This is a genomic window from Chryseobacterium piperi, from assembly GCF_002285635.2.
Lineage (GTDB): Bacteria > Bacteroidota > Bacteroidia > Flavobacteriales > Weeksellaceae > Chryseobacterium > Chryseobacterium piperi.
Genome location: NZ_CP023049.2, coordinates 246,914 through 269,662, shown reverse-complemented (window position 1 = coordinate 269,662; position 22,749 = coordinate 246,914). Strand labels below are relative to the sequence as shown.

General features: G+C 36.4%; 18 protein-coding genes. 7 read left to right on the top strand and 11 right to left on the bottom strand.

Features of this window, described 5'->3' with window-relative positions; translation table 11 throughout:
* The first annotated feature begins 30 nt into the window (after window positions 1-30).
* From CJF12_RS01280 to CJF12_RS01265, 4 genes are all read left to right on the top strand, one after another.
* Window positions 31-1,104, top strand: coding sequence for a serine hydrolase domain-containing protein (locus tag CJF12_RS01280; RefSeq protein ID WP_185097167.1), 1,074 nt, complete (start codon window positions 31-33; stop codon window positions 1,102-1,104).
* Between the two features lie 80 nt (window positions 1,105-1,184).
* On the top strand, window positions 1,185-2,573 hold the full coding sequence (locus tag CJF12_RS01275) for a Gfo/Idh/MocA family protein (RefSeq protein WP_034686244.1): 1,389 nt from the start codon (window positions 1,185-1,187) through the stop codon (window positions 2,571-2,573).
* On the top strand, window positions 2,563-3,486 hold the full coding sequence (locus tag CJF12_RS01270; protein WP_034686243.1) for a nucleotidyltransferase family protein: 924 nt from the start codon (window positions 2,563-2,565) through the stop codon (window positions 3,484-3,486). The genes CJF12_RS01275 and CJF12_RS01270 overlap by 11 nt, the downstream gene beginning before the upstream one ends.
* Window positions 3,462-4,496, top strand: a complete 1,035-nt coding sequence (locus CJF12_RS01265) for a phosphotransferase enzyme family protein (protein WP_034686242.1) — start codon at window positions 3,462-3,464, stop codon at window positions 4,494-4,496. Before CJF12_RS01270 ends, CJF12_RS01265 begins: the two co-directional genes overlap by 25 nt.
* Before the next feature lie 507 nt (window positions 4,497-5,003).
* Here CJF12_RS01265 and CJF12_RS01260 read toward each other — a convergent pair.
* The 10 genes from CJF12_RS01260 to CJF12_RS01215 all read right to left on the bottom strand — a co-directional run bounded on the left by CJF12_RS01260 (window position 5,004) and on the right by CJF12_RS01215 (window position 18,006).
* Window positions 5,004-5,495 (bottom strand): DNA-deoxyinosine glycosylase, encoded by a 492-nt coding sequence (locus CJF12_RS01260; RefSeq protein ID WP_034686239.1) that lies wholly within the window; start codon window positions 5,493-5,495, stop codon window positions 5,004-5,006.
* A 96-nt stretch (window positions 5,496-5,591) separates the two neighbouring features.
* A complete protein-coding gene (locus CJF12_RS01255) occupies window positions 5,592-7,586 on the bottom strand; it encodes a S9 family peptidase (RefSeq protein ID WP_034686236.1) in 1,995 nt (664 codons plus the stop codon).
* A gap of 753 nt (window positions 7,587-8,339) precedes the next feature.
* On the bottom strand, window positions 8,340-8,684 hold the full coding sequence (locus CJF12_RS01250) for a phage holin family protein (protein ID WP_034686234.1): 345 nt from the start codon (window positions 8,682-8,684) through the stop codon (window positions 8,340-8,342).
* 208 nt (window positions 8,685-8,892) lie between these two features.
* Complete coding sequence (locus tag CJF12_RS01245; protein ID WP_034686231.1) at window positions 8,893-9,774, bottom strand: glycerophosphodiester phosphodiesterase family protein; 882 nt, start codon at window positions 9,772-9,774, stop codon at window positions 8,893-8,895.
* A complete protein-coding gene (locus CJF12_RS01240; RefSeq protein ID WP_034686228.1) occupies window positions 9,764-10,699 on the bottom strand; it encodes a glycerophosphodiester phosphodiesterase family protein in 936 nt (311 codons plus the stop codon). Before CJF12_RS01240 ends, CJF12_RS01245 begins: the two co-directional genes overlap by 11 nt.
* A gap of 16 nt (window positions 10,700-10,715) precedes the next feature.
* Entirely contained in the window at window positions 10,716-12,116 is a 1,401-nt protein-coding gene (locus CJF12_RS01235; RefSeq protein ID WP_051887352.1) for a RagB/SusD family nutrient uptake outer membrane protein, read from the bottom strand.
* 29 nt (window positions 12,117-12,145) lie between these two features.
* Complete coding sequence (locus CJF12_RS01230; RefSeq protein ID WP_034686226.1) at window positions 12,146-15,361, bottom strand: SusC/RagA family TonB-linked outer membrane protein; 3,216 nt, start codon at window positions 15,359-15,361, stop codon at window positions 12,146-12,148.
* A gap of 82 nt (window positions 15,362-15,443) precedes the next feature.
* Window positions 15,444-16,268 (bottom strand): FecR family protein, encoded by an 825-nt coding sequence (locus CJF12_RS01225; RefSeq protein WP_165569123.1) that lies wholly within the window; start codon window positions 16,266-16,268, stop codon window positions 15,444-15,446.
* 120 nt (window positions 16,269-16,388) lie between these two features.
* Window positions 16,389-16,868, bottom strand: coding sequence for an RNA polymerase sigma factor (locus CJF12_RS01220; protein WP_051887347.1), 480 nt, complete (start codon window positions 16,866-16,868; stop codon window positions 16,389-16,391).
* Between the two features lie 124 nt (window positions 16,869-16,992).
* Window positions 16,993-18,006, bottom strand: coding sequence for a LacI family DNA-binding transcriptional regulator (locus CJF12_RS01215; protein WP_034686223.1), 1,014 nt, complete (start codon window positions 18,004-18,006; stop codon window positions 16,993-16,995).
* Window positions 18,007-18,171: 165 nt separating this feature from the next.
* Here CJF12_RS01215 and CJF12_RS01210 point away from each other — a divergent pair, with 165 nt between their 5' ends.
* The 3 genes from CJF12_RS01210 (at window position 18,172) to CJF12_RS01200 (ending at window position 21,786) form a co-directional block, all read left to right on the top strand.
* A complete protein-coding gene (locus CJF12_RS01210; RefSeq protein ID WP_034686220.1) occupies window positions 18,172-19,608 on the top strand; it encodes a mannitol dehydrogenase family protein in 1,437 nt (478 codons plus the stop codon).
* A 9-nt stretch (window positions 19,609-19,617) separates the two neighbouring features.
* Window positions 19,618-20,970 (top strand): MFS transporter, encoded by a 1,353-nt coding sequence (locus CJF12_RS01205; protein WP_228379106.1) that lies wholly within the window; start codon window positions 19,618-19,620, stop codon window positions 20,968-20,970.
* An 81-nt stretch (window positions 20,971-21,051) separates the two neighbouring features.
* Window positions 21,052-21,786, top strand: coding sequence for a hypothetical protein (locus tag CJF12_RS01200; RefSeq protein ID WP_034686278.1), 735 nt, complete (start codon window positions 21,052-21,054; stop codon window positions 21,784-21,786).
* An 8-nt stretch (window positions 21,787-21,794) separates the two neighbouring features.
* Here the strand turns inward: CJF12_RS01200 and CJF12_RS01195 are convergent, their stop codons facing one another.
* Complete coding sequence (locus CJF12_RS01195; protein WP_034686219.1) at window positions 21,795-22,217, bottom strand: PaaI family thioesterase; 423 nt, start codon at window positions 22,215-22,217, stop codon at window positions 21,795-21,797.
* Between the last annotated feature and the right edge of the window lie 532 nt (window positions 22,218-22,749).

The following is a 22,749-nucleotide window of genomic DNA, read 5'->3' as shown; positions in this document are numbered from 1 at the left end:
CAAGATTCCCCTTAATAAAAACTATTTGCTATGAAAAATATTCTTACGGGCATTCTTTTATTAGTAATAAATGCTGTTCATTCTCAAATTTCAAATGTGGAAAAAGTTATTGATTCCAGTGTGAAAAATGATAATTTTAATGGAGCAGTCCTGATCGCCCACAACGGCAAAACCGAATTGCTTTCTTATAAAGGATTATCCAACAGACATTATAACATCAGTTTTTCAGACAGCACCAAATTTCATATTTTTTCACTGACGAAATCATTTACTGCGGTACTGATTATGCAACTATATGAGAGAGGTAAAATTAATTTAGATGTTCCTATTGCCATGTATTTACCCAATTACAAAGGCGAGGCAGCCAAAAAGGCAACAATAAGGAACTTATTAACATACAGCAGCGGCAGATTCAATAAAGATATAAGTTCTCCGGAATTCATTCATCAGGCTTACGATAATACCATCTGGAATCTGGATGACTTTATTACGACCTTCTTATCTGAGAAGCTTATCAATAAACCGGGTACAAAGTTCAGTTACAATAATGGGGATTATATCCTGCTTGGGAAAATCATTGAGAATATGTATGGTAAACCGTTTGAAGAAGTTTTAAAAGAGCAAATATTGGTTCCGTTAAAAATGAACAATACAGGACTTCTTCATCACACTGATATCATTCAGAATATTGATGACGGATATTCGGAGACAGGTTCAGACCCATTTGCTCTCCATACACCCACGAATACCTATATTGATAATTTATACACCGCAGGAGGCATGTATTCAACCCCCAAAGACCTTTTAATCTTTGATCAGGCTCTCTTCAATCATACCTTATTAAAAAAGACTACTCTAGATATTATGCTTACTCCTTACAAAGAACTGGAAGATACTGCTTTCAGCTTTTGGGTGTATCCTAAAAAATTCGGGACCATCACTACTTTGTTTGTAGAACGTCAGGGAGAAGGATATGGCCATAGTGCCAATTGGGTACATTTACCCGATAAAGAGGTCACCCTGATCATCTTATCCAATACCAAAGATATTAAGTACCTTAATAAAATGAGGGAAAGAATAATTTCGGCCTATTTTGGACAATAACGTTGTTTAATAATTTTTTTTGCAAAAGAATTGGTTATCTATTGAGATTTTAATATTTTTAAAAACAAAAAATACCAATTATGGAAAATTCTCGCAGAAGTTTTATTAAGACAACAGCACTTGCTACTTTTGGAGCTCTTGTTTTACCCCATTCATTATTTGCTTATTCTGAAAATTTTAAATTCGATAAAAAAGTTCGTGTAGGCTTTATAGGGGTCGGACTTCGAGGACAGGAACATGTAAAATTACTTGCTAAACGTGACGATGTTGAAATTGTTGCTTTTGCCGATCCTAGTAAAATAATGCTGGCAGCAAGTCAGAAAATACTGCAAAGCAATAATAAGCCGGCAGCAAAGGAGTTTTCCAACGGTGATTATGATTACAGAAATCTTCTGAAACTTAATATTGATGCTGTAGTCATTGCTACGCCATGGGAATGGCATCTTACCCAAGGTGTTGAGGCAATGAAAGCGAAGAAAATCGTAGGCATGGAAGTCTCAGGTGCTATAAAGCTTGAAGACTGCTGGGAGTTTGTGAAAGCGTATGAAGAAACTAAAGTTCCTATTTTCATGATGGAAAATGTATGCTACCGAAGAGATATTATGGCCGTATTGAATATGGTGCGTAAAGGAATGTTTGGGGAGCTGGTTCATGGAAGAGGCGGTTATCAGCATGACCTAAGAGCCGTTTTATTCAATGATGGGGTTACACCGTACAATTCAGGGGTTGAATTTGGTGAAAAAGGATTTAGCGAAGCGAAATGGAGAACCGAGCATTACGTAAAAAGAAACGGAGAGCTCTATCCTACTCACGGAGTTGGTCCTATTGCAATGATGATGGATATCAACCGTGGAAACAGGTTAACCAGACTTTCATCATTTTCTTCAAAATCTGTTGGTCTGCACCAGTACATTGTAGAGCATCCTAAAGGAGGGGAAAACCATCCGAATGCCAAAGTGAAATTTAATCAAGGAGATATTGTTACCACACAAATAGCCTGTGCCAATGGTGAAACTATTCTTTTAACCCATGATACCAGCTTACAAAGACCTTATGATCTTGGTTTCAGAGTACAGGGAACTGATGGATTATGGCAGGATTTCGGTTCCGGTGGTGCCGATCAAGGTCATATTTATTTTGAAAAAACCATGAATCACACCCATAAATGGGATAACAGCGAAAAATGGATCAAAGAATATGATCACCCTATGTGGAAAAAGTTTGAAAGTAAAGCTTCAGGCGCAGGGCACGGAGGAATGGATTTCTTTGTGATGAATACTTTCATCGAATGTATCAAACGAAATATTGAATTCCCTATGGATGTCTATGATTTAGCTACATGGTATGCTATTACTCCGCTTAGTGAGCAATCAATTGCTAAAGGCGGACAAGTTGTTGAGATCCCTGACTTTACAAAAGGACAGTGGAAAAGTCGTAAACCTATATTCGGAATGACAGATGAATTCTAAAAAAACAATTCTCATAGTAGCCGGTGGCTTAGGTACCCGTTACAAAGGCCTTAAACAGGTAGATGGAATATTGAGCAACGGCTCTCCCATTCTTGAATATTCTATTTATGATGCGCTAAAGGTCGGATTCAATAAAATTGTGATTATTATCAATCGTTTTATACCTGAAAGCTACATAGAAAGGCTGGAGAATATTTCCAAGACTCAGAATTTTGAGCTGCATTGGGTATATCAGGATATGGATCAATATATCCCTGAAGGGTATGATTATTCCTCCCGTGAAAAGCCTTGGGGAACCGGGCATGCCGTACTGTGTGCAAAACAGTACATCAATGAACCTTTTGTAATGATTAACGCAGACGATTTTTATGGTAAGGAAATTTATCAGCTGGCATCGAAAGAGATCGATAGCCAAAATGTTTCAGATTCTCAGTTCGAACTCATTGCCTACCCTCTTAATACAACATTAAGTGACAACGGCACAGTAGCCAGAGGAATATGTACAGTGGATGATGAGAACTTTCTGATAAAAGTAGAAGAGCAAACCTCTATCCGAAAGGAAAATAATACCATTGTCTATACCGAAAACGGAAAAGATATTGAAGTAGATCCGGATACTTTGGTTTCCATGAATTATTTCATTTTTCACCCCAGTATGTTCGAATCGTTGGAAAACTATTTTAATGATTTTATTAAAGCCGGGCCACAACTTAAAGAGGAATTTTACATTCCTTCTGCTTTACAGAGGATGAATGAAGAAAAGAAAGTAAAAATATTAGTCAAAACCTCACCATCTCAATGGCTGGGAATGACCTATCCCGATGATAAAATTATTTTAAAAAATCATCTTGAAAAAGAAACCCAGAACCAGCGATACCCAGAAGATTTATGGAAGTCAACAATATTATCTTAAGATTCATTGGTACTGAAAATTGTATGATTAGCCCGATTAATAACGGGCTGATCAATACTACTTACCTGATAGAGAATAATGAAAATCAGGAAAAGTTTATTCTACAGAAAATCAATACTCAGGTTTTTAAAAACCCCGAACGGATTATTCATAATCATCTGACTATAAATAAAATGCTTCAGGAAAATAATTATCCGCTTCATATCACGGAACCCGTATCTTCTTCTTTTAAAGAATTTTTGGTAAAGGATATAGAAGGACAGCAATGGCGAATGACAGGATATATCGATAATAGTATCACTTTCCTTACCGTTCCTTCGGCTGAAACTGCTTTTAAAGCAGCTCAGGCCGTCAGTTCTTTCCTGAGCATCATTAATACCGAAACACTTCCTGCTATTGAAGACCCGTTACCGGGATTCATCAATTTTGAAAAAAGAATTACCGATTATAAAAATACCTTAGAACACGCTGCTCCGGATTTAAAAGACAAAGCACATTCTGAAATCTTGCAGATGAACCAGCTTTTAGACTTACCAGACCGATGGATTAGCATGGTTCGTAATAATCAATTACCAAAAAGAATCATTCATGCAGACACAAAAATCAGCAATATTCTTTTTGATCAGGATCATCATCCTATCGCCATTATTGATTTAGATACTTTAATGATTTCCACCATTTTATATGATTTTGGAAATATGATTCAATCTTATACCAATATCACGAATGAAGATGACGGAAAAGCAGTCAATAATTTCAATTCTGAAATTTTTAAAGCGGTCAAAGAAGGTTTTTTGTATCATTTGAAAGATCAGTTAACAGCCGAAGAGCTTGAAAATCTTGATTATGCGGCACAGGTAGTGATTTACATTCAGGCAGTTCGTTTTCTTACGGATTATTTAGATGGAAGTATATATTATTCTACCGCCTATCCGGAGCATAATCTTGACCGAACAAAGAATCAGTTAGAATTATTGAAGGGTTTGAGAAGATATTTAGGAGTGCATTAAAATAATAGTTTTGAACTAAACACTTTAGCACACGTAAGTAAGTTTAAGATGGTGTCGTATAAAAGAATACTTAAGACGAAAATCAAAAACTTTAAAACTCATTGAGTGGATAGTAATAACTTAGATTCTTACGGAATAACAAATATGGCGTTTTAGCTCGTATGCGCAAAGTTGTCATTCCGTAGGAATCTAAACTATGTAAAATCTGAGTATTTAAAACTTTTATGGTTTAATTTTTCAACCACAGATTGCTCTGATTTGCACAAATATTTTTATGATTATTTAGCTCTCGCAGATTGAGCTAATTTCGCAGATCTTATAAAAATCTTTGATTTTTAAGAAACTTATGTGTACTTGTTATACACTATGAATTGAGCTTAAATAGCTTAAGTGTTTTAAATAACTTTTGTGACTTTTATAGTTATTTTTTTAACCACAGATTACACAAATTCGCACAGATATTTATGATTATTTTATCTGTTAAATAGGCAAAAGAAATACAACAAGCTATTTCAGAAATTCCAGAATCTTCACCCACGCTTCCAGTTTCTTTTCAAAAGGAATAGTATGAAGGGGGCTTGTTGAGGGAAGTGAAACAATAGGAAGCTTATAGTTCTTTCCTAAAACTTTCTGGAGGTTCTTGTAAGATTTTCCTCCATTGCAAAAAATTGCTTTTATATTCGGAAATTGCTCCAGCAACTCTGCAATCTGGTTTGCTTCTTCATTTTTGATCTCTGAATCCAAGCTTCCTTTTCTTTCACAGGTGTCGATAACATCCCAAAGTGCGATATGATGTTTATTTAAAACATTCACTCTTTCCAAATAATCCTCTGTAAAATTATCATTGAACAAACTAAAAATGATCCTCCAGAATTTGTTCTGAGGATGTGCATAATATTGTTGTTTTTCCAGAGATTTTACTCCGGGAATAGAACCTAAAATTAAGATTTCAGATTGGGCATCAATAATAGGAGGAAATGAAGAAATACGGTTTTGCATGATCAAATATAAAAAATTTGGCTAAAGCCATTGAATGTTTTAAAATAAAAAAACGGGCTTTAGCCCGTTTTATATCTCTTAATACTTAATGTATTTTTATAATGTCTCCTTCAACCAGTCAAAGAACTCTCTCTGCCATACCAATCCGTTTTGCGGATGAAGCACCCAGTGATTTTCATTCGGGAAGTATACTAATTTTGTTTTAAGCCCTCTCAGTTTCGCCGCCTGGAAAGCTTCCTGTCCTTGCTCATAAGGAACACGGAAATCAATTCCTCCCTGAACGACCATAATCGGCTTGTTCCATTTTTCAACAAAATTGCTTGGGTTGAAATCTGTATATGCTTTTGGAAGAGGTTTTTCCCAAGGTGATCCTATATCCCAATTGGCAAACCAAAGCTCTTCGGTAGTCAAATACCAGGATTTCATATCAAATAATCCATCGTGAGCAATAAATGTTTTGAATCTGTTATCATGGATACCTGCCAGCATGAATACACTGTACCCACCATAACTTGCTCCTACCGCCGCTACTCTATCTCCGTCTACATAAGGTAAAGTTTTTGCATAATCGGTAGCTGCCAGATAATCTCTCATTGGCTGTCCGCCCCAGTCTTTAGAAATCGCTTCATTCCATTTTGTTCCCCAGCCCGGCATTCCTCTACGATTAGGCGCTACTACAATATATCCGTTAGCTGCCATTAGGGCAAAATTCCATCTTATGCTGAAAAATTGAGTTAATGCAGATTGAGGTCCTCCCTGACAGTATACTAAAGTTGGGTACTTTTTATTGGGATCAAAATTTGGTGGATAATGGAACCAAACGCCCATTTCTTTTCCATCAGAAGTTTTAACCATTTTCAGTTCAGATTTACCCTGAGCCAGTTTTGCATAAATATCTTTATTGACATCGGTAACCTGCTTCATCTCTCCGTTTTTAATATTTACCGAGAATAAATCTGTTGCATGGTTTATATCCGTTCTTCCTACAAGTAACGTATTTTTCTGATCTGCAAAAATATCATTTACATCAAAATCTCCTTTCGTAATTTGCTGAACTTTTGCATTTTTCGGATCTAATGAAAACAATTGTTTTGTCCCTCTGAATGCTGCTGTAAAATAGATGGTCTTAGAATCTCCACCCCAGAAAACGCTTCCTGAAACACTTTCATCCCAATTTTTGGTAAGGTTTTCAGTTTTTCCGGACTTCCAGTCCATGATTTTTATATCATTTTTATCTGCTTCATATCCATCTCTTTCCATACTCTGCCAAATCAATGATTTTCCGTCAGGACTGAACTTTGGATTAACATCATATCCTTTATTGCTTTCTGTTAAATTCTTTGTAGAACCTGACGCCAGGTCATAAGCAAAAATATCGGTGTTGGTACTTGTAGCATATTCTTTTCCACTCTTAGGCTTCGTCACATACAAAAGCTGTGAAGAATCAGGACTCCAGATAAAATCTTCAGCTCCTCCGAAAGGTCTCTGAGGTGAATCCCATGTTTTACCGTCCAGTAAGTCTTTTGCAGCATCTACTTTATCTGAAGCATTCACTACAAAAACATGATTATACTTTCCTTCATTGTAATAATCCCAGTGTCTGTGGTTAAGATCTGTATATACCTGAGCTGTCGTTTTAGGAGTATCACTGTATTTATCTTTCCCCATCAATTTTTCAACGAGAACCTGTTTGCTGAAAGCAATTTTCTTTCCGTCAGGAGATATCACAATATTATCTGCTTCTCCAATCGTATAAAATTCCGTCCATGTTTTACCATTGTCTTTTGAAAGGTAAATCACTTCTCCTTCCTGCGCATAGATTCCATTTTTATCCCATTGAATCAATGCTTTTTTTCCTAAATCTATTTTTGAAGATTGGTGATTAAGGACATTGAGAAAATAATTTTCGTTTTTTGTTTTTTCTGTTTTTAGATCTACCTGTCCTACTTTATAAATCAGAGACGATTGATCGGGTGAAACGGCCTGTACTCCAACTTTTTTCAAAGTCCAAAGAATTTCAGGTGTCATTAGCTGTTGTGCATTCATTAAAATTGGAGCTGCCAAAGCAAGCAGGCTGTGCTTAAGTTTCATAAATTCCTGTTTAAATCAAAGATTGTCAAATTTAGTACTTAAAATAAAAATAGGCGAAGGAATTAACAATTATCTTATATGTTTTTCTAAGGGTAAAGGTAAAATCGCTGATTTGCGAAATTGTTAACTGTATTGAATTCGAGAAACTTTTTGTCATTTCGACATAGGAGAAATCTCTTAGTATTTTAGTAATGGTTTAATTTTCCTACGGATTACACAGATTTTCACAGATGTTTATGATATTTTTTGCTCGCAGATTTAGCTGATTTCGCAGATCTTATAAAAATCTTTGATTTTTAAGAAGCTTATGTGTACTTGTTATACATTATGAATTGAACTTAAATAACTAAAGTGTTTAAAAACTTTTGTGACTTTTGTGGTTTAATTTTTTCACCCCAGATTCCTCAGATTAACACAGATGTTTATGCTATTTTTTTGCTCGCAGATTGAGCTGATTTCGCAGATCTTATAAAAATCTTTGATTTTTAAGGAGCTTATGTGTACTTGTTATACATTATGAATTGAACTTAAATAACTAAAGTGTTTAAAAACTTTTGTGACTTTTGTGGTTAATTTTTTTAGCCCACAGATTTCGCAGATTTACACAGATATTTTTATGCTTATTTAGCTCTTGCAGATTTTGCAGATCTCTCAAAATCCTTTTACTATATAATAATCATGAAAGTTTGCAATAAAAAATCCGTCAGTTTTTACTGACGGATTGTGTATTGGATGTAATGATATTACATTGATTTAATCAGCATCTGAAAACATAGAGTTTGCCAGAGAAGTGATAAAGGAAAGGGCGATACTGAAGATAAATGCCCACCAGAACCCATCTACCACCATACTGTCTATAAAGTAATCAGCAAGAAGGATCATCAGTGCATTGATTACCAAAGCAAATAATCCCAGTGTGATAATGGTTAAAGGAAGTCCTAAAATGCTTAAAACCGGTTTTACGATCAGGTTTAAAACCCCTAAAACAATCGCAAAAATAATGGCTGTTGAAAACCCTTCAAAATGTACACCCGGCAGAATTTTTGTTAAAAGAAACGCTACTGCCGCAGTAATCAGAATTCGGATAATTAAGTTCATATGTTAATATTTTTAATAGTTTGTATACAACTATCAAAACCCATTCCATAGAATAATGATTTTAATAATTAATAAAAGTCTTTATCCATCAACCGTAACAAACCTTTTACCTAAATTTTAATTTCAATTACAAAAAGCAATTGCCCAAGAATTACTTAGGCAATTGTATTTCAGTAGCTCCCTTACTGAATATTGAGAATATCGTCATTTATTTTACGGATGAATACAGTTTTTTCCGTTTTAGAAAATCAATCAATTCTTTTGGACGGTCGGTCTGAATAATGTTGATATTGTTTTCCACAAACCAGTTATACACATCAGGGTTTTCAAGTACCAGATCATCATTATGCCCTGCACTTTGTTGTGGCCATAAAGAATTCACCCAGACACGGGCTCCTCTTTTTTCAATTTCTTTAAAATTGATCAGGTGGCTTTCATCCGACCCCAAGGTGAACTCAAACCCATATACCTGGTAATGGTTCAGGTAATCATTGATTTTAGGCCAACCTTCACCTGCAGCGAGCCTTATAATAGGCATATAGTGGATTTCATTTTTAATCGTCCCGTATTTCTTATCAAATTCTTCATACATTGCCGTTCCTTTAAAAAGGACCTGATCGAAAAGATTTCTTTTCTTCAGAATAGGATATACTCTATCAAAGTAATCAAATGCCTTATCTAAGTTGATAAAGACTTTTCCTTGTGTCACATCCAGTATTTCTTCAAGGGTAGGAACCTGCATTTGAGTAGGTACTCCTAATCCGTCCTTCAGATATAATTTTTTTATTTCTTCTAAAGTATAATCAGAAGGCTTTCCTTTTCCTGTAGTCGTTCTATCGATGGTAGTATCATGCATTAAAATGAGCACATTATCTTTAGTCAGCGCCAAATCTATTTCTACCATATTCACTCCTTTCTCAATAGCTTTTTTAACGGCCATAACAGAATTTTCAGGGGCTTCCCGCCAATCTGCACGATGGGCGACAACCATTATTTTATCCTGGGGAAATCCGGAAAGGGAAATGCTTTTCTGTCCTAAAGCCCAGCCTGAAATAAAAATCAATACATAAATCAACCTGTTAATTTTCATATTTTAAGTTTTTTGATTTTAAGTATTGTATTAGTTCTAAAGGTCTATCGGTTTGAATGATATTAGCGCCCTTTTTAATCATCCAGCCCCAATTTTCTTCGGGATTATCTATAGCCTTATCATCATCGTGTCCTGCACATAACTCCGGCCACAGGGCATTGATCCAGATCATAGCATGAGCTTCACGGATCATTTTCAGTAAGGCATCTGCTTTTGGGGTATCATCTTTAATAATCACTTCATAGGCAACAGGATTGAATATTTTAGAAAACTCTCTAATATATTCAGTTGGATTGATCACTTCTTCTCTTTTATAAATACTATAATCCTCCGGCCAAACCATCGGCATGTAGATTATATGATCCAGCTTTTTTCCAACTTCTTTTTTCAATTCTGAAGCTCTTTTGTTTCCTTTCAGAATGATCTGCTCTGTTGTTCCCGTTTTTTCGGTTAGCCTTCTCACTTCTTCAATGAAATCCCAGCCTTTATCCAGGTTTAGCATAATCCTTTTCCCTTTGATGAAATTCAATACCTCTTCAAGGGTCGGTACTTTTTCTCTGGTAGGCATCCCTGCTCCATTTTTAAGAAATAGTGGTCGTATTTCAGCAAGTGATGTTTCAGAAATTTCTCCTTTACCAGTAGTGGTACGGTCTAATTGTTTATCGTGCATCACAATCAATTGTCCCTCCTTGGTTTTCTGTAAATCGATTTCTACGATATCAACTCCCATCCTGATAGCTCCTTCTATTGCTTTGATTGAATTTTCAAGATAGTTCCTCCAATCTCCTCTATGAGCAACAACTAAAATTTTATCTTCCGGTATTCCCTGCTTGAAATAATTCGTCTGTGAAAATCCTAACTGAGCAATTAAAATTCCTAAAAAGCAACTTACTTTCTGTATATATTGTAAGATTTTATGATCCATTTTAATAGTGTTTTAATTAATATCCTGGGTTTTGTTTGATCGCTGGATCTGTATTGATCTGTCCCTGTGGTACCGGCATCAACAGATTATAATCTTTGATAACTGCCGTACTGTAGCCGGGAGTGTTCTGAAAATAGGAAGTCATCACAGACACTGCCTGTCCTGTCCGCACCAGATCAAACCACCGGTGTCCCTCTCCTACGAACTCTTTTCTTCTCTCCAATGCAATCTCGCCAAGCAATTGTTGTTGACTGATCAAGTTTACAGAATTTACTCCTGCTCTGGATTTGATCTTATTTAAATAAAGATTGGAATTGGTAAAATCATTCACTTTTGCATAACATTCTGCCATCAAAAGGTAAACATCCGCCAGCCGTAGTACCACTATGTTACTTCCTCCATCTACAATTGCATCGGAAGTCTTCACCAGTTTTTTACTGTAAGGTACCCCATTAGGAGTCAATCCTACAAAAGCATTTTTCCTGGAGTCTCCTGAAGTAAAAATATTGTATATCTCTCTAGTCGGGAGATTATGCCCTTTTGCTCCTGATACAAAACCAGAAGGACTGAACATCTGGTATGTCTGGCTCCCTTCGGTATTTCCGTTTAAACCTGAAGTAAATTGTACATCAAAAATAATTTCCGCATTATTTTTATTGGCAGGATCAAAAATTTTCGTCACATCAGAAAGTAAGCTATATCCTAATGGCTCTATCTGCTGCAAATAAGGAAGTGCCTCGGCATATTTATTTCTTGTGATTAAAATTTTTGCCAATATCCCCAGAGCAGCACCTTTTGTAACCCTTCCCTTCTGAGAGGCAGTAGCCGGAAGAAGGTCAATAGCTGCTTTAAGCTCAGTCTCGATAAAAGTATAGACCCTTTCCGTAGCGGTTCTTCCCTGTCCAAAATATTCATTAACATCTGTTGTTTCCTTTGTTACTAACGGAACATCTCCAAAAGTCCTTACCAGGTTAAAATACATCAGCGCCCGTAAAAATTTCATTTCACCTGTTCTGGCATTTTTAAGGGACTGATCCATAGATATTCCGCCAATTCTGTTTAAAACAATATTAGCCTGCTGTATTCCTACATAATGGTCTTTCCATGCACTTCCCAGTAAAGAGTTATTAGGCTGAATGGTGAAAAAATCAAATTCCCCATAGGTAAAGCTATCATTTGCTGGAACCTCATCAAAAGTATTATCGGATGGAATTTCTCCAATAGCAGGCATAGCCAGCTGGTATTGTCCGTTATATTGCAAAGATGCATATACTGCATTTACGCCTTGCTCAAGCTGGGCTTCATCCTGATAAAAATTAGCGGTCACTTTGGTACTTTCGGGTGAGGTATTCAACAGGTCCGAGGAGCACGACTGAAGGAAAAGTAAACCGAATAAAGGAATATATATATGTTTCATTTTTCTTGATTTATGCATTACTGTAGTGATTAAAATTTCATATTCATTCCGAAAGAATAGACTTTGGCAATCGGATAATATCCGCTATCGTAACCTTGGGTGAGTATACTATCCGAATTGGCATCCAGATTTTGTCCTCTGTACGAGGTAAATGTTAACAGGTTATTTCCAACAAAATACAGTTGTATAGACTTGACCTTTAAAGCTGACACCAATTCCTCCGGAAGATTGTACGCCAGTTTTAAAGATCTTAAGCGAACGTAATCTCCGTTTTTAAAGAAAATATTTGACGTTCTTGCTTCTTTTCTGTTGTTCGAAAAGTTCATATTGGGCATAGCATAGATTCCATTAGGATTGGTTACCGGATTGTATCTGTTATCAAAATAATATTGTGACGGAACGCCAAATCCTTCTCCGGATTCTGTAATACTCACCATATCCCCATTGTATATTTTTCTTCCTAATTCACTGTACAGGCTAAAGTTCAGCTCAAAATTTTTATACCTGAATGAGTTGGTAAAACCCAAAACGTATTTGGGGATTCCCGAGCCAAAGCTCTTCTTATCGTTGGCATCGATCTTTCCATCTTTATTCAGATCTTCCATAATATAATCTCCCACCATGGTACCTGTAATATGAGGCGAATTGTCAATTTCCGCTTGGGTTTTATATACTCCAATGATGTTATATCCATACATTTCTGCAATAGATTGTCCTACTTTTGTGATGGCAAAATTATTGGCTCCGGCAACGATCTGAGTTTGTCCGCTCGCTAAAGCCAACACTTTATTTCTATTCATCGAAAAATTGAAGTTATTGGAATATTCAAAGCTTTCTCCGATATGTAACGGCTTTAAAGACAATTGTATCTCCAGTCCATTATTTCTGAGCTTTCCGATGTTTTGAAGTGAGGTACTGTATCCTGATTGTTGCGGGACAGGAACATCTAAGAGCAATCCGTTTCTGTTTAAAATATAATAATCTGCAGAGACATTTAAATATTTGTTAAAAAGGGAGAAGTCGATTCCGAAGTTTTTAGACTCCGATTTCTCCCAGGAAATATTAGGATTTGGAGCTGTAGCAGAACGGTAACCCGGAGCCAATATTCCTCCAAATACATAATTTTCCTGCGCCATTAAAGAAAGTGCTCCAAAGTTAGGAATCTGATTATTTCCGTTGCTTCCCAGACTGAACCTAAATTTAAGAGGATCTAAAAATGTATTCTTAGGAAAGAAACTTTCATTGCTTAAAGTCCATGCTAAAGACAACGCGTAAAAATCGCCCCATTTCGTATTGACTCCAAAACGAGAGGATCCGTCTTTTCTATAGGAAGCCATCAGGCTGTATTTTCCCTGATAAGAATAGTTGAATCTGGTAAAATAAGAAATAAGCGTCCATTTGTATTGATCTACATCTACTTTAAAAGAGGTACCACCACCGATATTGGTAATGCTGTTATCAGGAAATCCGGCAGCCAGCGTCGTCACCTTATTCGACTCTTCCTGTTGATACGACTGTCCTGCAATAGCGTTGAACGAATGGTCGTTGATCTTTTTATCATAGGTAAGTAAGTTTTCGACCAGATAATTCTTTGTGATATATTCTGTTCTGCTTGCTGTAGTTACATCAGGTGCTGCCGTTCTATAACTTCCGACTGTTGAGGGATCAAAAAAGTTGTATTCATAACTTGTATAATCACCACCAGCAGAGATTTTATATTTAAAGTTTTTCAGAAAATTCCATTCTCCGAATATATTCCCGAAGGTTTTAAACAAAGTATATTTTCTCCTGGTCATTTCAGCTATAGCAACAGGGTTTTCAACCAAAGCACCATCAGTAGGTGTATTGGCTTTTATTTGCTGGGAAATAAAAAGGTTACCGTTATTATCTCTAGGTGCAAAAAAAGGATACATGGTTGTTGCCATTTGTAGAAGGTTATAGGTCCGTCCGCCATTCACCATATCAAAGAGACTTCCCTGTGCAAAAGAAGGCGTCATGGAAATTCCGAATTTCAGTTTATCCGTCATATTGGTCACCAAATTGATATTCCCAGCGTATTTCTCATAATCCGTTCCAATCAAAATTCCCTGCTGATTCAGATAACTTCCCGTAAAAGAATATTTTGTTTTATCATCTCCACCCAAAACATTCAGTGAGGTATTACTCATAGGTGCCGGTCTTAGAACTGTCGAATACCAATCGGTATCCACCAATCCTTTCTCTTTATTTAAATAAGGAGCCAGATACGCAGGAATCAACTCTCTTAATGTAGCTCCTTTAGAAATTCTTGTTGCATTATCATCAGAGGCACTTCTGTTAGCTCCTTTAGAAAGGTAGTTGTTATCCCTTGCTTCCTTCATAAAAGTGGCCATATCGTAAGCATTCACAAATTTTTCGTTATCACTTCTTGTCTGAATTCCGTAATAAGAATCGAGTGTGTATTCCAACTTACCTTTTTTCCCTTCTTTTGTCTGGATTAAAATAACGCCATTAGCACCCCGTGATCCATAGATCGCTGTAGAAGCAGCATCTTTAAGGATGTCAATCGTCGCAATGGAATTAGGGTCAATAGAATTAAGATTGGTGCCTTCTGTCAAAGGAAAGCCATCTACCACAATCAAAGGATTAGCTCCGGCGGTTAAAGTTCCAATACCGCGGATACGAATATTAGGAGAAGCTCCCGGATTTGCGTTTGCCTGTGTAATCTGAATTCCCGTAGCCTTACCTGCAATCATATCTCCAAAATTTCCTGAAGCTATCCCCTGCAGATCTTTTTGGCCAATAGAGGCAATAGATCCTGAAATATCTTTTTTATTTTGCTTTCCATATCCTATCAATACCACTTCATCAATTTTCTTTTCTTTTTCAGGAATGGTATCATTTTTTAAAATATCGACTGTACTGACATTGTTTCTAACCATTGTCCTGCCTGGTGTTCTCCTGACCGTAACAACATTGTTCTGAACACTAAATTCTACAGGATAGTTTTTCTGCAAATAATTAAGGGTCTTTTGTAAGGAATTGTAATCAATCTTCCGATCTTCCACCAAAATATCTTCGAGGTCGGATACGGAATAAAATACCTGAGTCTTTGTAGTTTTGCTGAGTTTCTCCAGAACTTTTGTCATGGGCAATTCCGTTGCAGCATACAAAGAGGGTAAGGAAGAGCGTATTCCTGATGCATAAGATAATTGGGCCGAGCACAAAATCCCAAGCATAGCAATACTAATTGCTGTTTTTTTCATAAATTCGCAAATGTTAATTTTTAAACTTTTACCGGTTTTTAAATTGAATAATCAGCATCGATACGCCAATATCGGTGCTTTTCTATTTTAATATAATTTCTTTTTCATTGATGTTCTCTGGTTTAAGGTTAAACGGAAAGCTTATCACCGAAAGGACTTCTTTCAGGTTTCCGGTAAATGCTCCGCTTACTTTTTTATGTTTAAATTGAGCCGGATAGGTAATACTGATATTATAGGTATTTTCCAGCTGTTTTATTGCTTCGGAATAATCTGAACGGTCAAAAGTAAAACTCCTTTGTTTTTCAGGATGATAATAGTGATAATCCAGACGTTGGGGATCATTCATCCAGATTTCTTTGGGCAATAGATAGGTTACAATTTTGCCATGCTCTATTTTTACCTTTCCTTCAAATAGCTCCACTTTTTTTGTAATCGATTTCTGATCTAAAAAAAACTGGGTCCCCAGGACCTGAACATTAAATGCTCCTGCATTGATTCTAAAAGGCTTCTCCTTATCCTTAGCAACATTAAATTTTCCTTGTCCCATAAAGACCATTTTTCGATCTTTATCTCCAAAGCCTTTATCTAAAGTAAGTTTACTATAAGGGTTCAATTCAACAATACTTCCATCCGGAAGCCTGAATGATTTTCCTCTTTCTAAAGTTTCATAGACATATTGATCTACAGTCTTAGCTCCTTCTTCAGAGTCTGCCATTCTAAAAACTGCAAGTAGCATAAAAAGAGGAATCAATACTGCTGCTGCCCAATATAATTTTTTTACAGACTTTTTCTTTTGGATCTTTTTCTCAATTCCAGCCCAGGTCTTTCGGTCTGTGATATCATCCATCCGATTCTGTTCTTCAGAAACAGACTTCCAATTTTTCTCAAATTCTTCTTCTAAACTCATAGGCATCTATTCTCGATTAAGTTTACAAAGGTTATTTATTAGTAAATACGCAGAAACACAAAATCGTAAACCTCATCTTTTGAGATTTAACAAATAGTTCATATTCGGAGGTAAAAAAAATTAATGGAGATTGATTTTCAAAAAGCTGATCGCCTTGTTGATGTGTTTGCCGATGGCCACTTTAGAGATATTATTTTCTTTGGCCAGCTGGGAATAACTTAAATTGTCGACCGTATGCCGAATGAATAATTCTTTGGTTTTTTGGGGAAGCTCATCCAGTAATGGTTCTATTTTAGAGAGCTGCTCTTCTGTGTACACCTCATCCGGAGTTTCATCCTCTGTTTCCGGAATTGTATTCTGATCTGAGGAAACCAGCACCAGTTTATGCTTACGATAAAAATTAGCGACTTCCTGTTTACTGGTTTTAAAGATGATAGCCTCTATTGCTGTAGAATCATTCGCTTTATCCATATGCTTCCAGACATGTACAAAAATATCCTGTACAACGTCTTCTACATCCTCATCTCTCTGAATGTATTTTCTGACAAAGAAATAAACTCTATGTTTATATTCAGAATATATCTTTTTGAATTGCGCCATTGTGCATCGGGTAAAACAGCTTCACAAAAGTATCTATAATAAATTCATCCTGGATTAATACTATATTAATTTTCCAGAGGCATTTTTCCTGTCACCGAGTATTTTCAGGTTCTCCGTATCTTTCTTATTCAGAAAGTGTTGAAGCCCTGTAAATCAATTCAGTATCCATAACAATCGTTTGCTCGGGAGACAATTTATTATTTATTTTCTCCACCACTAACTGAGCTGCGGTTTCACCCATTTTTTCCAGAGGCTGCTGCACAGTTGTCAGCTGAGGATGTACAATAGTAGCCAACTCAGTTCCTGAAAAGCTTGCTATCGCTACTTCTTGTGGTATTTTTATATGTTGCTCATGAAGATAATTCATTGCGCCTATCGCTAATGTATCCGAAAAAGCAAAAATACTATCAAATGGGATCTTTTTATTCAGTAGTTCCTGCACAGCTCTTCTTCCATGTTCAAAAGTCATCCCGTCAGTCTGTATGATCAAATCAGGATCAGAGATGTCGTATTTTTCAAGAATCCGTTTGTATCCGTTGGCTCTCTCAGTGACATTTCTTATGGTAAGGGGACCCATAATGTGAGCTATTCTTTTCCTTCCGGTATTGATCAGGTGCTCTACGACCAATGAAGCCTTGATCTGGTCATCTACAATCACTTTTGAAACGTTTAATGACTTTCCTGGGATTCTGTCAAAGAAAACCATAGGTAATTCATGATTGATCAGCTCTCTGTATACTTCTTCATTGAAGCTTTCATGGCAAAGATTAATAATAATACCATCAACATTAAATTCTTCTAAAAGTTTTAGGTTTTTCCTTTCAATTAATGGGTTTTCATCGGATTGTGTAATAATAACTCTATAGCCTAATGGATCTAAAATGTTTTGGATTCCTCTCAGTACCTTTGAAGAAAAGGGAGTGATCATTTCCGGAACGACGAGCCCTATATTCTTAGATTTTCCATATTTCAGATTTAAGGCCGTTGAGTTGGGTTTATACCCCAATCTTTCCGCTGCCTGAAGAACTCTTTTTTGGGTTTCAGGATGTATATTTTTATCATTAAGCAGTGCTCTGGAGATGGTAGAGGTAGATAATGACAAAAATTTCGAGAGATCTTTAATTGTTACACGTTTCATCAAGGGGTGTTTTTTGTCAAAAATAGCAAAAAAATAGTCAAATGGGAACGTTCCCAAAATTTGGGAACGTTCCCATTGTTAATTTCATGACAAAAATAGTCACGTAATAGGTTTATTAATATAAGTTTAGCAAATCGTTAATATTTAATTAAACACTACAGTAATATGACTCCTATCGCGTACCAGTATCAACGGGAAAATATCACAACCGGCATCGTGCATATCGGTGTTGGAAATTTCCACAGAGCCCATCAGCAGTACTATACCAATTTATTACTGGAAAATAAGGACCAACAGCAATGGGGAATTTGTGGAATCGCTTTACTTCCCTCCGATGAAAAAATAGTTCAAAATCTAAGATCTCAAAATCTGGATTATACGCTTACCGTTTGTGGCAGGCATGGTCAGGATGAAGTACATATAATTGGATCTCTCAATGAACTCATCTGGGGAATAGAAGATCCCAAAGCTGTTATAGATAAGATTGCTGAAGATTCAGTAAAAATCATCAGTCTGACCATCACTGAAGGTGGATACAATTTAGACAAGGAAACGAACGAGTTCAATTTGAATGATGAGGAAATTCAGCATGATTTAAAAAATCCGTCTGCTCCTAAAACCGTTTTCGGCTTTATTGCGGAAGGACTCAGACAGCGTAAAAATAAAGGAGTCGGAGGTCTTACCATCCTATCGTGTGATAATCTGCAGCATAATGGTGATACAGCCAAAAAAGCATTTACTGCTTTTATAGAAGCTCAGGATCAAGATCTCGCAGCATGGGTCAAAACGAACGTTACTTTCCCTAACAGCATGGTAGACCGTATTACTCCGGCAACTACTGCTGAAGATATTGAAAAGCTTAACAAAAATAGTGGCTGGGATGATAAAGCACCTGTGTATTGTGAAGATTTTATACAATGGGTCATCGAAGATCAGTTTATCGCAGGAAGGCCTGCATGGGAAGAAACCGGTGTAGAATTCACAGATGATGTTACTGCATTTGAGAATATGAAGCTCAGTCTTCTGAATGCTTCTCATACCCTACTGTCTTATCCCTCTTTTCTTAAAGGATACCGTAAAGTAGATGATGCTATGAATGATCCGGACATTGTACATCTTATTCAGGATTTTATGGATATGGATATTACGCCGTATGTACCAGCTCCTAAAAACATAGATCTGGACTTTTATAAACAAACATTAATACAACGTTTCGCTAACCCCAGTGTCAGTGATCAGGTCAGCAGGCTATGCTTTGATGGGGTTTCAAAATTCCCGGTTTATATCATGCCTAATCTGGCTAAAATGATCAATGATCAACAGAGTCTTATCCGGATGGCCTTTCTGATCGCCTCATACAGACATTATTTAAAATATAAGACCGATGATCATGGAGCATCTTTTGAAATCGGAGAACCATGGCTTACAGCTGATGATCAGGTTTTAATTCAAAGTGATGAGTCTATTGACTTTTTAGGTTTATCTCCTTTTAAAAGTATTGATTTAAAGAAGGCTGAAGTATTCGTTAAGTGGTATACAAAATTTGTAGAAGAGTTGAAAGAGAATGGTGTTACACCTGTGTTGGAATCCATTTTAAACTAAAGTATTATTATGCAAACAAATTCCGATATAAAACCTATGAACATGAAGTCTGGCAACAGCAGTATACTTCCTTTTGCCATCATCACTTTCATTTACTTCATCGTTGGTTTTTTAACCACTGTTAATGAACAATTACAAGCTCCTTTAAAATTCACCTTTCTTGCTCATGCAGGAGGGTTAAAAAATACATTTACTACATTAATTTCTTTCTTTTTCTTTTTAGGCTATTTACTAAACGGAACTTTGGGAAGCAAATGGGTGAATGCATTCGGATATAAGAATACCATTCTGAGAGGCCTGTTTTTCATGATCTCCGGGTTATTGATGTATCTGCTTTCTTCATGGGTTGGGTACCAATTCCCAACCATGGATTTTAAAATAAGCGATGCCATCATCCCTTTTGGCTTCGTTATTTTTGTTGCCGGCTCCTATTTAATGGGAACTTCAGCAGCAATTATTCAGGTAGTGGTGAATCCATATGCAGCGTCTTATCCTCTGAAAGGAACTCAACCGGTACAGCGTCTGAATATTTTAACAGCAATTAATTCAATCGGTACAACCTCAGCGCCATTTTTTGTTACTATTGTGATGTTCAGCGGGATTTCTATTGAGAACATTGAAATCAAACAATTACTTCTGCCTCTTTTTGTATTAATCATTTGTATTATAACGGTTATGATCATTACGAAAAGACTTCATCTTCCGGATATTGAAAATACCCGTGCAGCGGCAGGAGAAAAACTGGAAAGAAGCATCTGGTCATTCAGACACTTTGCTTTAGGCGTAATGGCCATTTTCTTTTATGTAGGAACAGAAGTAGCCATTGGTGCCAACATCAATCTGAATGCTTTCGAACTTATGGAATCCGGTCATCCTATTACATTTTTCGGGAAAACAGACATTATCATCGGCGGGATGGATTTAGGAATACACGCATTATTATCTACCTTATATTGGGGCGGGTTCCTTGTGGGAAGATCTATTTCCAGTTTTTTCAGTAAAATTTCTGCGAGAACTCAATTGGCAACGACAACCATTCTGGCCACTATATTAGCCATTATCTCAATGATCACCCAAAATCTCTGGTACCTGGTAGCCATTGGATTATTACATTCTTCAATGTGGAGCTGTATTTATACTTTGTCCATAAAAGGATTAAACAAATATACCTCAAAAGCGTCAGGAGTATTTATCTCTGCCGTATTTGGTGGAGCCGTATTCACCCTTCTTCAGGGAGGACTGGCAGATTTATTAGGTTCATGGAGATGGACCTGGATGCTGACTGTCATCTGTGAATTGCTTATGCTTTCCTATGCGCTCTTCGGGTCCAGAATAAGAGAGAAAGACCTTATTATTAATTAACCATTCATTTCTTTCATGCATTCCTATAATCCGGTATTCATTTACCGGATAGGGGGATGCTATAAGCCAAAAAACACTGTCATGATCAAGAAAAAATTATTGATGGTTGCTCTAATCATCTTTGGAACCCCATGGGTTTATAGTCAACAAATACATTCAGCATTACAATTAAGGAACAGCCATTTATGGAGAGGCCTCGAAGTATCTTCAGGACTGATCTATACCGGTGACGTGCATTTAGATGGTAAAAAATTTTATGGAGGATTTTGGGCTGGAGGCAATGCGAATGGATCTTATAAAGAATTCGACCATTATATCGGATATAAAAACAAGCATCTCACTCTAGAGCTTTGGGATATCTACAATTTCTCACCGAGAGCTAGCTATAATAACAAAGAATATTTTAATTATAATGCAAGTGAAACCGGTCGTTTCTGGGATTTTAGATCCAATTATACGATCAGCGAAAAGTTTCCGTTGATTCTAAGCTGGAATACCGTAGTCTTCGGGAGAGACCGAAATAAAGACAACACAGAAAATAAATATTCTTCATTTGTTTCCACGGAATATCCGGTTTACAAAAAAGAAAATCTGGAAGTAAGGGGAAGAGTCGGATATGCATTCGCCCTTAATAACACCCGTGGAGAAAAAGGCAATTTCTTTGCTAAGGAAGCCGGCTTTAACGAAATAAGTCTCATTATAACAAAAACCTTCACAATTGCAGGGTATCAGCTTCCGGTAGGGATTTGGGGAATGTTTAATCCTGTCGGAAATAATGCTTACCTACAGTTTTCTGTCCAGGCTTATTCATTTTAGATTTTGCTTTATTTGATTTTCATCATGGTGACCAGAGAAGTTGCTACATGGCTTTCGGAATCTCCATTTTCGTCAACTGTATAAATTTCTGTTCTGACTACACTGATTTTTCCACCTCCTTTGATCACATACGATTTTGAAACCAAAGCATCTCCCATTGCAGGTCTTAAGTAATTAACCTTTAGCTCAACAGTTACTACATAACAATCCTCTTCATAGTGACTAACCGCAGCGTAGCCTGAAGAAACATCGACTAAAGAAGCAATCATAGCTCCATTAAACATTCCTGCTTTTCGGGTCATCAGTTCCATTTTCGGAATTTTAATGGAAATAAAATCAGTTTCCACCTGAAGGAGTTCTGCTTTGTAAAATTTCAGGGTTTCTGATCTGTCAAAGCTATCGGTAATAAGTTTCTTTTTTTCTGGTGTCATGGATTGAAATATGATTCTTACAAATGTAGTGAACTTTTACTTGTAGTTTTAATCATAAAAGTATCGAGAAACTTAATCAGAAAATTAGCATTTCTAGAGTCAAAAAACAATGACTGGATTCTTCCGTTTCGCTACTGAATAACAAGGAACACTTAAGATATTAAAGTCAATTTATGCTGTAGAAAGAGTACACATAAGATTTTTAAAATCGAATATTTTTATAAGACCTGCGAAATCAGCTCAATCTGCGAGATTTAAAAAAACAACTAGAATTTGGTTAATCGCAAAGGCGCAAAGTACTTTAGAAGTAATGTATTTTTTAAGGCGCAAGGGCGTTTCACTCAACAAAGAAAAAAAGAGTTGTATTATCCATAGGTTGTCATTGACTAGATCTAATCAACATAGCTGGAACAACGGAGTGAAGAATCTAAACATTAAGGAATAATAAGTTATTAAGATCATTAAGAGATTTCTCACTGTGTTCGAAATGACAAAGCTAAAGCACAATATTTGTCATTCAGAAACAAAGTGA